At 63.0% G+C, this 12,948-nt stretch carries 13 protein-coding genes; 3 read left to right on the forward strand and 10 right to left on the reverse strand.

The features are described from left to right. Positions 1-40: 40 nt before the first annotated feature. The 8 genes from uraD to B0G80_RS04940 all read right to left on the reverse strand — a co-directional run bounded on the left by uraD (position 41) and on the right by B0G80_RS04940 (position 7,610). Entirely contained in the window at positions 41-562 is a 522-nt protein-coding gene (gene uraD / locus B0G80_RS04905; protein ID WP_106285572.1) for a 2-oxo-4-hydroxy-4-carboxy-5-ureidoimidazoline decarboxylase, read from the reverse strand. Then, entirely contained in the window at positions 559-1,509 is a 951-nt protein-coding gene (gene puuE, locus B0G80_RS04910; RefSeq protein WP_116117200.1) for an allantoinase PuuE, read from the reverse strand. The genes uraD and puuE overlap by 4 nt, the downstream gene beginning before the upstream one ends. A 238-nt stretch (positions 1,510-1,747) precedes the next feature. After that, positions 1,748-2,614 carry an aspartate/glutamate racemase family protein gene (locus B0G80_RS04915; RefSeq protein ID WP_116117201.1) on the reverse strand — a complete coding sequence of 289 codons (867 nt, stop codon included), beginning with the start codon at positions 2,612-2,614 and terminating at the stop codon, positions 1,748-1,750. Positions 2,615-2,640: 26 nt separating this feature from the next. Further along, positions 2,641-4,122, reverse strand: coding sequence for an NCS1 family nucleobase:cation symporter-1 (locus B0G80_RS04920; RefSeq protein ID WP_116117202.1), 1,482 nt, complete (start codon positions 4,120-4,122; stop codon positions 2,641-2,643). Positions 4,123-4,457: 335 nt separating this feature from the next. Beyond that, entirely contained in the window at positions 4,458-5,198 is a 741-nt protein-coding gene (locus B0G80_RS04925) for a GntR family transcriptional regulator (protein WP_106285568.1), read from the reverse strand. A gap of 315 nt (positions 5,199-5,513) precedes the next feature. Beyond that, positions 5,514-6,440: a muramoyltetrapeptide carboxypeptidase gene (gene ldcA / locus B0G80_RS04930; protein ID WP_116117203.1), complete on the reverse strand. Its 927-nt coding sequence runs from the start codon at positions 6,438-6,440 to the stop codon at positions 5,514-5,516. 28 nt (positions 6,441-6,468) lie between these two features. Next, a complete protein-coding gene (gene tadA / locus B0G80_RS04935) occupies positions 6,469-7,212 on the reverse strand; it encodes a tRNA adenosine(34) deaminase TadA (RefSeq protein ID WP_408967692.1) in 744 nt (247 codons plus the stop codon). Beyond that, positions 7,209-7,610, reverse strand: a complete 402-nt coding sequence (locus B0G80_RS04940) for a DnaJ family domain-containing protein (protein ID WP_116117204.1) — start codon at positions 7,608-7,610, stop codon at positions 7,209-7,211. The genes tadA and B0G80_RS04940 overlap by 4 nt, the downstream gene beginning before the upstream one ends. A 259-nt stretch (positions 7,611-7,869) precedes the next feature. Between B0G80_RS04940 and B0G80_RS04945 the strand changes: the two genes are divergently transcribed. Further along, complete coding sequence (locus tag B0G80_RS04945; protein ID WP_116117205.1) at positions 7,870-8,103, forward strand: hypothetical protein; 234 nt, start codon at positions 7,870-7,872, stop codon at positions 8,101-8,103. A gap of 44 nt (positions 8,104-8,147) precedes the next feature. Here B0G80_RS04945 and B0G80_RS04950 read toward each other — a convergent pair whose 3' ends face one another. Continuing rightward, complete coding sequence (locus tag B0G80_RS04950) at positions 8,148-8,753, reverse strand: 2'-5' RNA ligase family protein (RefSeq protein WP_116117206.1); 606 nt, start codon at positions 8,751-8,753, stop codon at positions 8,148-8,150. 262 nt (positions 8,754-9,015) lie between these two features. Here B0G80_RS04950 and B0G80_RS04955 point away from each other — a divergent pair, with 262 nt between their 5' ends. Next, positions 9,016-10,224 carry a putative DNA modification/repair radical SAM protein gene (locus tag B0G80_RS04955; RefSeq protein ID WP_116117207.1) on the forward strand — a complete coding sequence of 403 codons (1,209 nt, stop codon included), beginning with the start codon at positions 9,016-9,018 and terminating at the stop codon, positions 10,222-10,224. A gap of 9 nt (positions 10,225-10,233) precedes the next feature. Continuing rightward, on the forward strand, positions 10,234-11,709 hold the full coding sequence (locus B0G80_RS04960) for a UdgX family uracil-DNA binding protein (RefSeq protein ID WP_116117208.1): 1,476 nt from the start codon (positions 10,234-10,236) through the stop codon (positions 11,707-11,709). Positions 11,710-11,911: 202 nt separating this feature from the next. On the opposite strand, the gene B0G80_RS04965 is transcribed toward B0G80_RS04960, so the two are convergent. Continuing rightward, positions 11,912-12,922 (reverse strand): LysR family transcriptional regulator, encoded by a 1,011-nt coding sequence (locus tag B0G80_RS04965; RefSeq protein WP_116119520.1) that lies wholly within the window; start codon positions 12,920-12,922, stop codon positions 11,912-11,914. Between the last annotated feature and the right edge of the window lie 26 nt (positions 12,923-12,948).

The following is a 12,948-nucleotide window of genomic DNA, read 5'->3' on the forward strand; positions in this document are numbered from 1 at the left end:
AAAACGTTTTGGTTCGAGTCCAGCGACGCGTGGCAAAACCTTACGCGTCGATCAGGTCGTCGAGCCGGAAACGTGCGATGCGATAGATCTGATCGAGGCTCGCGCGCAGTTCGTCGGCGCGGCTGTTGTTCACGCGCGCCTCGAAGTTCGCGATGATGCCGTGACGGTCATACCCGCGCACGGCAAGGATGAACGGAAAACCGAATTTCTCGCGATACGCGGCATTGAGCGCGAGCAGTCTGTCGAATTCTTCCTGCGTGCATTGCGCGAGGCCGGCGCCGCTTTGCTCACGCGTGGATTCGGCGGTCAGTTCACCACGCACCGCGGCCTTGCCGGCGAGCTCCGGGTGGGCGTTGATCAACGCCAGTTGCTTTTCTTCGCCCGCCGTCTCGACGATATTCGACATCTTGCGATGCACCTCGTCGATGCTGGCGAAAGGCCGTTGCTGCGCGGCGATTTCCGCGACCCACGGCGAGTGCTCGAAAATGCCCGACAGCGCTGCCACGAACGCGTCGGTCGAGATGCTGTTGAGTTGGTCCAGAGTGTATTGCATCGCCTTCATGCCGCAGCCCCGCGGCCGTTTTGTTGATAAGGATGATGTTCGCGCCAGTGGCGCGCGATATCGACGCGCCGCGTGACCCACACGCGATCGTGCTGTTCGATATGGTCGAGGAAACGTTGCAGCGCGCGGAAACGCCCAGGGCGTCCGAGCAGACGGCAGTGCATGCCGATGGACAGCATCTTCGGTGCTTCGTCGCCTTCTTCATAGAGCACGTCGAAGGCGTCGCGCAGGTAGGTGAAGAAGTGGTCCGCGGTGTTGAAGCCTTGCGGGCTCGCAAAGCGCATGTCGTTGGTGTCGAGCGTGTACGGCACGATCAGTTGCGGCACTTTCGCGCCGCCGGTCACATCGACGTCCATCCAGAACGGCAGATCGTCGCCGTAGTAATCCGAGTCGTACAGGAATCCGCCATATTCAGCGACGAGGCGCCGCGTATTGGGACTGTCGCGCCCGGTGTACCAGCCGAGCGGACGCTCGCCCGTCACGCGCTCGATCGCTTCCATGCCGAGGCGCATGTGTTCCGCTTCTTTCTCCGGCGCCATGTCCTGATAGTGGATCCAGCGATACCCGTGGCAGGCAATCTCATGCCCGAGTTCGACGAAAGCCCGCGCCAATTCCGGATGCCGTTCGACCGCCATGCCGACGCCGAACACCGTGAGCGGCAGCTTGCGCTTTTCGAATTCACGCAGGATGCGCCAGACGCCCGCACGCGAACCGTATTCGTAGATCGACTCCATGCTCATGTGACGTGCCGGAAAAGAGGCGGCGCCGACGATTTCCGACAGAAACTGCTCCGAGCCCGGATCGCCGTGCAGCACGCAGTTTTCACCGCCCTCTTCGTAATTCAGGACGAATTGCACTGCGACACGCGCTCGACCCGGCCAGTTTGCCTGCACCGGGTGGCGGCCGTAGCCGATCAGATCGCGTGGGTAGTTCGGGTCGAGTGGCATGGTTTGACGAATGCGTGGTGACGGTACGTAAAATTCGCGTGGAACTCACGTGGCATGCACATGAGGTTGGCGCGGACTCGCGCGCTGAGTGCAAACGACTCACGCCGGCGCGGTTGGAAAAACATCAGAAGCAGTACCGAAAGCAGCAGAAAAAAGCCTTTCAGGCAGCCCGCGCCGAGTTGGACCAGTGTAGCGAAAACACCCGGGTGCGCCCATACACCCGGGCAGATAGTGCGTGTCAGACTGAATGTATGTGCGGTCCCGGTTCTGTAGTGTTTACCCGCAATAAATCGACCGTTCCTTCGTTTTCCGGCGACTTTGCAGCGGAAATGACGGTAGAGCCGCGCGTGGCGAGCGGATTCGGATCGGCGTCGGTGGGGCTGAAGGACGCCAGCGCGCCGTCGTAGCGCTTGGCCAGCGGCCGCGCGTAATCGCCACGTTTGGCCGTCGACAGACGCAGCGCCACCAGCGCCTCGGTCCACTTCACCGCTGCCGTCACGCCCTCGATCACCGGTGCGCCGAGCGCGTCTTCGATTTCCGCGCACAGTTCGGCCATACCCGCGCAGCCGAGCACGATCGCGTCCGAACCGTCTTCCGCGAGCGCACGCCGGCATTCGTCGAGGATGATGCGGCGCGCCGCCGAGCCTGGCTTGTCGAGGTCGAGCACGGCGACGTCGGTGGCGCGCACGTTGCGGCAAAACCGCTTCATGCCGTAACGCTCGGCAAGGTGCCACGCCATGCCGCACGTGCGCGCCAGTGTGGTCACCACCGAGAAGCCCGGCGCCAGCACGCTGGCCGCGTGCATCGCCGCCTCGGCAATGCCGATCACCGGGCCGCGCGCCAGTTCGCGCGCGGCGTACAGACCGGGGTCGCCGAAGCAGGCGATCACGTAGCCGTCGCAGCCTTCACGCTCTCCGGCGGCGACTTCGGCCAGCAAACCCGGCGTGGCGAGCGCTTCGTCGTAATACCCTTCGATCGACGGCGGCCCCATGGTCGGATTCACCGCGATGACTTCGGTGCCCGGCGCGGCGACGTCGCGCGCGCAGCGGCCCATGGCTTCCGTCATGCGTTGGGTCGTGTTCGGGTTGATCAGTTTGATACGCATATCGACTCCTGTTGCTTCCGCAAAATTCAGCGTGCAAGAACACGATAGAACAACGCAGCGAGGCCTGCGCCGATAAACCACGAGAAATTCGCCATGCCGTCGAGCGCGGGCACCATCACGCAGGCCACCGCGATCACGGCAGCCGGCAGCAACGCGGCGACCGCCCGGTAATTGACGCCGTTGCGATACCAGTACGAACCTGTCGGCGAGACCGTGTACAGATCGTCGAGAACGATCTTCTGACGCTTCACCAGAAAGTAGTCGACGATCAGGACACCGTACAACGGTCCGATGAAACTGCCGAGCACGTCGAGCGTGTAATGGATCACAGCCGGGTTGTTGAACAGATTCCACGGCGTAATGAAAATCGACGCCACCGCCGCGAGCATGCCGCCCATGCGCCAGCTAATGAGGCGCGGCGCGACGTTGGAGAAGTCGAAAGCCGGCGAGACGAAGTTGGCGACGATGTTGATGCCGATAGTCGCGATCGTGAAGGTCAGCGCGCCGAGAATCACCGCGGTCGGATAGTCGATACGGCCTACGGTTTCGACCGGGTCCGTGATCAGTTCGCCGAACACCGGGAGCGTGGCCGCGGTCGTGATGACCGTCACCAGCGAGAAGGCCAGGAAGTTGACCGGCAGGCCCCAGAAGTTGCCGCGCTGCACGCTGCGGAAACTCTTGCCATAGCGCGAGAAGTCGCCGAAATTCAGCATTGGGCCGGAGAAATACGACACCACCAGCGAGATGGCCGTGATCATCACCGGCACGACCTGCATGCCGTGATATTTGACGCCGCCCAGGTTGATGCCGATGTTGCGCCACCCCGCGCGATACACCATGTAGCCCGCGAGAATGAACATCACCACGTAGACCGCGGGACCGGCGAAGTCGATGAACTTCTTGATGGTCTCCATGCCGTGCCAGAACACCAGCGCCTGCAACACCCACAGCACCATGAAGCCGGTCCAGCCCAGCATCGAAAGCCCCAGGAAGCCGTGATGATGAACATCCGCATAAGGCAGCAATTGCGGAACAAATTTCAACACGACGATCACGAGCGCGCTCGACGCCAGATAGGTCTGGATGCCGTACCACGCGACCGCAATCAGGCCGCGAATCACCGCGGGAATATTCGCGCCGAGCACGCCGAAGGTCGCGCGGCACGCCACCGGATACGGCACGCCGTTCGCCTGGCTCGGCTTGGCGATCAGGTTGCACAACAGGTTGACGATCGTAATGCCGACCAGCAGCGCGATCAGCACCTGCCAGCTCGTCAGGCCGAGCGCGAACAGACTGCCCGCGAACACGTAGCCGCCGACGCTGTGCACGTCCGACATCCAGAACGCGAAGATGTTGTAGGCGCCCCAGGTTTGATGCCGTAACGGCGCGAGATCCTCGTTGTAGAGGCGATCGCTGTAGCCTGCGGGCATCGACGGTTCGCTGGTCGCGCCGTCGTCTGCGTAAGGGGAAATTGCGGGATTGCCGGGCGCTGCACTGAACTGAGCCATGATTCCTCCTTGGGATAGGGACCGTCGATAGCGAATCGAAGGACATTGCATCGGCCATGCCAGTCGCGCCCTCCTCGTCCGTATGAATCGAGGGGTGCTGGCGCGTCTGTGCCGGCCGTGCCGCGGATGTCTCCGTACTTGAAGTACTTGTGGTTGTCGCACCGCCGGCAACCGCGAAGTCCGGCGATGCGTTATTACCCGAAGTCCGTCGCCCGGCGGCGGACACGCGTGCACAAGCCGGCAGCGCTCATGCCGAGCCGCCTTGCAACGCTTGATTCGTTCAGTTCAATTCAGTGCGGCGCGCACCGGGAACGGGCGCACGCCGGCCGCCTGCCTCAGCCTGGCGCGGACTTGGTCTTCGATGAATCTCTGGCTGCGCCGTTGAGGGCGCCGAACACTTCATGCAGATCAGCCGCGCCACGTGCGGGGCGGTCCAGCATCTTCAACTCGACGCTTTGCAGATGGCGCGACATCAAGGCCGCCGCCTCTTTTGCATCGCCGGCGTCGAGTGCGGCGAGAATGGCTTCGTGGTCCTCGAACGAGCATGGGCTGCGTCCGAGCGACTCGTACAGCGCGGAAATCAGCGTGGAGCGCGCCACCAGACCGTTCAGGCAGTCGCACAGCACAGCGTTGCCGGTGAGTCCGGCCAACTCGGTGTGAAACTCGCCCGACAGGCGAATCCACGCCGGAAAATCACGTGTTTCGAATGCTTTGCGTTCCCGGCCGATCATGCTGCCGATGCTCTTCAAACGCCGCATGCCGTGGCCGCTGCAGATCTTTTCGACCACCGCCAGCTCGATGATGCGGCGCATCTCGAACACTTCGTGGACTTCCTGCAGCGACGGACTGGCCACGAACGCCCCGCGATTCGGTTCGAGATCGACGAGGTGATCGGTTGCCAACTGCGCCAGCGCCTGCCGGATCGGACCGCGCTTCACACCGAATACTTCGCACAACTGTGCTTCTGTCAACTTGGCGCCAGGTGCGAGCCGATGCTCGAGGATCGCGGCGCGGATGCGCTCGGTGATCGCTTCGGGTTTCAAACTATTCGCGGCAGCGGAGTCTGTGTCGGACATGATGTTCGTCTCGGTATGCTGGTCATCATAGGATGGACATAAAAATTGTCAACAATTTTTGTCTTGAATTTCGACATTCTTGGCGGCGAGGTTGAGCCGACGGACTGCCGGCCCGGCATGCATATCCGGTGGTATCGCAGTACGAGCTTAATTAGGCTTGGCTGGGATCGTTCATTGGTGGCTTGTTTTGTCAACAAAATTGGCGGTGCTTCCGGGGGCTGTTGTACTGGTGGTAGGCACCAGCAATTGACCGTTAGTTGCGTTAATTGAATTAAAAAGAAAGCGGACAATCGCCCGCTTCCCTTTCCAGCTAACTCATGCGAGGTACGGATAGCCCGACAAACTCAGTTTGAACCCGTGCGCATTCGCGACGAGATGCGCGTCCGCGCCCACGGGCAGCGTCACCATGTTGCGGACATGCCCGAATTGCAGGCCAGTGACGACCGGAATGCCGATCACCGATCTCACCTGCTCGATCATTGCGTGCAGATCGTAGCCGTTGTCGTATTCGTAGGGTTTGGCGCCCGAGAAATCGCCCAGCACGAGCACCTGTTGTTGCGCAAGAATGCCGGACAGGTGCAACTGGTAGATCATCCGCTCGACGCGGAATGGCTGCTCGTTGACGTCCTCGATAAAGAGGATGCCGCCCTGCACCGGCGGCATGTACGGCGTGCCGATCAGCGACGCCAGAACCGCCAGGTTGCCGCCCCACAACATGCCAGAGACGTCGACCGGCTGCGCTTGCGGCGTGTTGTTCGAGATCGTCATGGTCGGCTTCGTCACCGCCGACCAGAAGCGCTGCATGGTGAACTCGCTCAGTTCCTCCGCGCCGAAGTCGCTCATCACCATCGGGCCGCCGAAGCTCTTCACGCCGGCACGCGCCAGCAGCGCAAGCTGGATCGCGGTGAAATCGCTGTGTCCGACCAGCGCGATCGGTTGATCGGTGAGCCGCCGTTGCAAGCCCTCGTAGTCGAGTCCGTGCAGGATGCGCACCGCGCCGTAGCCGCCGCGCACGGCCAGCACGATGTCCGGCAACTTACGCGAAGGATCGGCGAGGCGGTTCAGCTCGGCCGCGCGTTCGCCATCCGTGCCGGCAAAGCGCTGGAAGCGACGCTTCGTCGCTTCCACGCCCTCGACGTGATGCCCCTGCGCATGGAAGCGCGCCAACGCGCGATGCAGCACCTCGGGGTCGTGCGGATACCCGGACGGCGCAATCAGTTCGATGGTGCGATGGACGGTCATTGGCAGGACCTTGCTGGACGTTGTTGTTTTAGAGCGACTGGACCGGCCCCGGTGCGATGCCCGGTGCGCTGGCTGCGCTAGCTGCGTCGGCCCGTGCCGCCGCACGCGCTTCGCGGCTCGCGCGCCGCCGCTCGGCAAAGAACGACTTGAGGGCGGCCCCGCATTCATTTTCGAGCACCCCGCCGATCACCGTGGTGTGGTGATTCAACTGTGGATTCGCAAACGCGTTGACGACGCTGCCGCACGCCCCCGTTTTCGGATCGCGCGCCCCGAATACGACTCGCGCGATGCGCGCATGCATGATCGCGCCCGCGCACATCAGGCACGGCTCCAGCGTGACGTAGAGTTCGCAGCCCGGCAAACGATAATTCTCCACGGCTTGCGCCGCGGCGCGTAAAGCGGCCATTTCCGCATGCGCGGACGGGTCGTGCCCACCGATCGGATGATTGAAACCTGTGCCAATGACTTCATCGCCTCGCACTAAAACTGCGCCGACGGGCACTTCACCGGCGGCGCGCGCTTTTTCGGCGGCGGCTTGCGCCAGCGCCATGAAACGGCGATCGCGCTCCGTGACTTCGGGGACGGTGGAACATGTGGGCGGTTCGCCAAGGGCTGCCTCTGAACCCGCCGAGGCGGCGGCAGCGCCCGACTCGGTCGCTGCCGATTCAGCGACATCGCTCACCGAGCGTTCGGAACCCGGCACATTCAGCGCTCCGTAAGATTCGACAGAGTCTGAATCCGGCGCGGCGGACTGGGCAAGCGGCTCGCTCACTGCGAACCCGCGTCTGCCGTATCGAGGTTGCCCGCGCGCTCGGATAGCCGCTCGGCGATACGCCGGCAGTATTCGCGCGGCAGAACCAGCGGGCCGCCACGCAACGATTCAAGTGCCATATCGAGCGCGAGCATGCGCACCTGGAGACGGCAACGGGTAGCCCGGTCGCTCACGGCATTCAACTCCGCTTGCAGGTCGCGCAACGCGCGCAACTGCTCGATAGCGGGCGGCACAAAGCCCGCGTTCTTCAAAATCCGGTTGGCGACGCGCACTTCTTCGGGGACCAAAGTATCGTCGTCCAGCGACAGCGGCGCGCCGGCGCCCGGTAACTCGTCGAATTCGCCTCGCGCGGCGGCGGCGGCAATACGCTGTTCGACTAACGCATCAAGCAATTTCATCTGCAATCCACTACGTTGCGGCCCAAGCATTCTATCAGGGCGCGCACGATCGTTCCGCTTCTCGAACCGACGAAACCTCCTACGTTTTCAGATTCCGCGTATTTGAGGGCGCACGGTCGTGCGCTAGCCTCGGCGATTCGTCCCCGCGGCACTTGCCGCTCCGTTTTCCATTGCCAAATCTGACAAAACACTTTCACCAGACGGCGCTCTGCACGCCTTCCCTCACCGCCCCACAATCATCCACGCCATGAAACCCCGAATGATCACTTCCAGCCGCAGTCACATCTCCATCGCTCCCCATGCCCGCATCAGTCCGCAGCCGGCGGCGGATCTCATCAGTCCAGGCAAGCGCACTCGAAAACCGTGGCTACCTGCGACGCTGGCCGGCGTCACCATGGCGTTCGCGCTCTCCGGTTGCGGCGTGTTCTGCGGTGGCACGGGCGGGAGCGGTGCCGGTTTCGCCGGCGGTTGCGCGACCGGAATGCGGTTCTAGCACGGCGTCCTTCGATAAGCCGCCGTCACCCAAGGCGACGCGCGCTAGGATTCGGCGCCGGTCAAAGTCCAGCGCGCCAACGCAACATGCCGCGTACGCCCGAGCAAGCTGTGCATCAACGCAAACTCACGCACGTTCCAGCAGACCGGCTCGACGGGGCGTGCCGCGGCCCATGGCATCCCATACGCCAGCGTGACGTGCGGTGTGTACTGCGCCGCGGACGAGACCGCGTGCTCACCCAACCCGGCGCTCTGCAACGCACGACCCAAGGCGTCGTGCAGTACGTGCAAGCCGGCGACGCCTTCGCCTCCGCCCAACACCAGCGGGCCCGGTCGTAGCTTCAAGGCAAAGCTGACCGCCGTGTCGAATTCGACGCTAAACGGCTCCATTCTGATCGACGCAGCCGCCTGCATCGCCGCATCGACTCGCTTTTGCGGCAAACCACCGGCGAAATTTCCCAGGTGATGCAAAGTGACGTGCAGACGACCGGCCGCAAGCGGCTTGCTTCGCGCGCGCGACTCCCCGCAAAGCTGTTGCGCGAGCTTCGAGATGCCGGCCGCGGTGGCGGTATCGGGAAAGACGGCGAAGAACAGGCCGTCTGTCGGCGTTGGCGGCGCCTCGAGCCCAGGCAGCCAAAGTTGTTCAGGCATGGCGTTCCTGACCGGATAAAGCCGGCATGTCGATGAATCTCCGTTCATTGTGCGGGCTCACCCGCGATAGCTGCTCTATCCAGACCGCTCGACTGTGCGAGTTTCGCGATCGCCTTTATCAAACCCGGTCGTTACTGAGATAGCTCCCCGTTGCAGGCAAAGGCAGCACAATTCCGCCCACAGCCGTTCCCCATAAAAAACCGCTTGCAGTCACCGCCTCCCCACGTACAATACTGTACATCCATACAGTACTGGTGGCAATGTGGAACTGCTCAAAAAGCTGGAAGTATTGGCCGACGCCGCGAAGTACGACGCGTCATGCGCAAGCAGCGGCGCGCCCAAACGCGGCTCGCGCGGCATTGCAGGCCTCGGCGCCAGCACCGGCGCGGGCATCTGCCACAGTTTCACGCCAGACGGGCGCTGCGTCTCGCTGCTGAAAATCCTGCTCACCAATTTCTGTTTGTATGACTGTCAGTACTGCGTCAACCGGCGCTCGAGCAACGTGCCACGCGCGCGCTTCACCCCCGAGGAAGTCGTCGACCTGACGCTGGATTTTTATCGGCGCAATTACATCGACGGATTGTTTCTGAGTTCCGGAATCATTCAGTCGTCGAACTACACGATGGAACAACTCGTGCGCGTCGCCCAGTCGTTGCGTGAGGATCATCAGTTTCGCGGCTATCTTCATCTGAAGACGATTCCCGACGCCGATCCGCAGCTGATTGCGCAAGCCGGGCGTTATGCCGACCGTTTGAGCGTGAACATCGAACTGCCTACGGACAGCAGCCTAGCGCTGCTCGCGCCGGAAAAGAACGTCCGCACCATCAAGCTCGCCATGGGCTCGATCCGCCTTGCGCAGGAAGAAGCGCATAGCGACGCCGGAGCGCCGAAGTTCACGCCCGCGGGCCAAAGCACGCAGATGATCGTCGGCGCGGATCAGACGAACGACAGCACGATCTTGCAGACCGCCGCGACGCTCTACGGGTCATACAAGCTCAAGCGCGTCTACTACTCCGCCTTCAGCCCGATTCCCGACAGTCCTTCCGCATTGCCGGCTCAGGCGCCGCCGTTGTTACGCGAACACCGGCTGTATCAGGCGGATTTTTTAATGCGCGGCTACGGCTTCAGTGCGGACGAACTGTTCGAACAGCCCGGCAACCTGTCGCTCGACATCGATCCGAAGCTCGCGTGGGCGTTGGCGCATCGCGAGCAGTTTCCGGTCGACCTGAACCGCGCGCCGCTGCGCATGATCGCGCGCGTGCCGGGCATCGGCATGCGCAACGCAAAACGTTTGGTGGAGTTACGGCGTTCGCGCCGGGTGCGCTACGAGGACCTCGTGCGGCTGCGTTGTCCGCTGGAAAAGATCAAGCCGTTCGTCGTGACGCAAGACTATCGCGCGGCGCTGCATGACACGTCGTCGGCCCGCCTGCGCCGGGTGTTGGCGCCGCCGGTGCAACTGGCGTTGTTGTGAAGCGTCGCAATGCGTGCCATCGTTATCGAAGACCATTTCGCCGCCTGGCGCGCCGCATCGCTCGGCGCTTTAGCTGATGGCCTCGCGCCGGAGACGATTGAATGGCGCATCAAACAGGAACCTGAGTTATCGCAGGAGCAGGCGCTGTTCGACTATGGCACGACGTCAGAGGAAGCCGAGGCTCGACCCACCGCCGTGCATGTTTCGAAGGAGCTGGCGGCGCTATTGCAGGACGCCGCCCTGTTCCGCGAATCACAGCGTTGGGCGTTTTTGTACAAGGTCCTGTGGCGCTGGCATCACGGCGACCGCGCGGCCGCCTCGCCGGCGGACGCGGATGGCGCACGCCTTTATCGCATGGCCAAAAGCGTGCGGCGCGCCAAGCACGACATGATTGCCTACGTGCGGTTTCGCAAGCAGGCGTCGGCGTCAATGTCGGCGGCGCAGACGCCCGAATACATCGCCTGGTACGAACCCGAGCATGATGTGTTGCCGTGGGCCGCGGAACATTTTGCGCAACGCATGGGGCGCGCGACCTGGATGATCACCACGCCGCGCGGCGCGGCTTTCTGGGACGGTCAGCAACTGCATCTGAAGCAGCGCCGCGCCCTACCTCGTGACCATCGTTGCGATACCGCCGACGAAGCCGAGGCGCTATGGCTCGCCTACTACCGCAGCACGTTCAATCCGGCGCGGCTGAACGAGGCGGCGCTCGAACAGCACATGCCGGTACGCTTCTGGAAAGGCTTGCCCGAAGGTCATCTGATCCCGGCCATGATCAGCGAAGCGAAAAGCGGCGCGCGCCGTGTGGCGCAGGCGAGCGGCGTCGGCGCGCTGGGCGGCAAAATCATTCCGATCGAAGCGGACATGGCGCAACCGAATCGCGTCCAGCCCTCGTCGCTCGATACCTGCCGGCGTTGCGACCTGTGGCGCAATGCGACGCAAGCTGTCGGGAGTTCGGGGCCAGGCGACGCGCGCATCATGCTGATCGGCGAGCAGCCCGGCGACCAGGAAGATCTGAGCGGCCAGCCGTTTGTCGGGCCGGCGGGGCAATTGCTGGAGACTGCGATCACGCGCGCCGGCTTGTCGCGCGAGCAGGTCTATCTGACCAACGCGGTGAAGCATTTCAAGTGGGAACCGCGCGGCAAGCGCAGGCTGCACAAAACGCCGGGACAGCGTGAGATCGAAGCGTGTTCTTACTGGCTCGAGAGGGAGTTGCACGCGGTACGCCCGGCGGTGATTGTCACGCTTGGCGCCACCGCGCTGACCGCCTTGCTGCGCGGGAAGGTCAGCCTGAAAGATTATCTCGACGCGCCATTCAACGTGGACGGCGGCTGGGGCATCGCCACCTATCATCCGTCGTTCGCGTTACGGCAGCAGACCGAGGCGGACCGCGACAAAATATTGGCCGAGATCAGCAACGCGCTCATCCGGGCACGTGAGCTGGCTGAATCCGCCACGCCGACCACAACGAAAGAGCAGCAATGAATAACAAATGGCGCAGCGAAGCCATCTTCCTGCTGTTAGACAATCAGTTCACAACAAAAACTCACGCAACGCTACGACACCCCGCACGTGCCACGCGTACAGAAAACATGGCAGGCACGCACCGCGTCATACGGTAGAGCCGCAGCGAAACTCACCGTGTTGCATGAAAAGCCTCAATCAACGCAAGGTCGCTCAGATGCCGTCACTCGACCGTCGATAACGACGGCCGCGTCGTCATCGACGTCAGGCACTGGAGGTCGAGCGCGCGCGTGTGCTCGGTCATGTAGTCGACGAACACGCGGACCCGTGCGGGAAGCTGCTTGCGGCTGAGATAGCAGAGGTAATGGCCGCCATCTTCCGGCGCGTGCTGCGCGAGACAACTGAGCAACTGCCCGTCGGCCAGCAGGTCGCACACCTGATAGGCGGGCAACTGCGCAATTCCCAGCCCGTCCAGCACCGACTGCACGATCAGATCGGGGTCGTTGAATGTGTGCTGCGCAACGGGCTGGTGGCGCTGCGGGAGACCGTCCACCTTGAACTCCCATTCACTGATGCGGCCGGACGCGGCCAGAAAGTTGATGCAACGATGCTCCGCCAGTTCATCGACATGCCGTGGCAGCCCGTGTCTTCGCGCATAAGCGGGCGACGCGCAGACGAGCATCTGCATCGGAATCAGCCGGCGCGCCACGATTCCGCTGTCTGCCAGACGTCCGTCGTGAAACGACACGTCGACACGGTCGGCCGTGAAATCGGCGGGTCGATCGTTCAGCAGCAGTTCGAGGGCGATCTCGGGATAGCGCGCATGAAAGCCCCGCAGCAATGGCGCGACGATCTTGCGGCCGAAACCCGGTGGAGAGACGATGCGCAGATGGCCGCGCGGCGGCCCGTTGCGCAGCTCCCGCATGTCTTCCAGCGCCTGGGCGATGCGCTCGATGCCAGGCTGACAGTTCTCGTAGAACAGCTCACCCTCGCGCGTCAACGACGTGCTGCGCGTGGTGCGCAGAAAGAGGCGCGCGTCGAGCTGGGCCTCGAGTTTCTGCACGTTGCGGCTAACGGAGGAACGCCCGATGCCGAGGCGATCGCCCGCGCGGGCAAAGCTGCCTTCGTTGGCAACGGCGAGAAAAGAAACGACGCCGGCGTAGCTGGTCGCAAAACTGCTGGCGAACGGGTCGGCGGCGCCGGCGATACGGCGGCGTGAAGGGTCGTCTGACATGGAAGCGCGGTTCGTAAAGTCCATAG

Source organism: Paraburkholderia sp. BL6669N2, assembly GCF_003387275.1.
Lineage (GTDB): Bacteria > Pseudomonadota > Gammaproteobacteria > Burkholderiales > Burkholderiaceae > Paraburkholderia.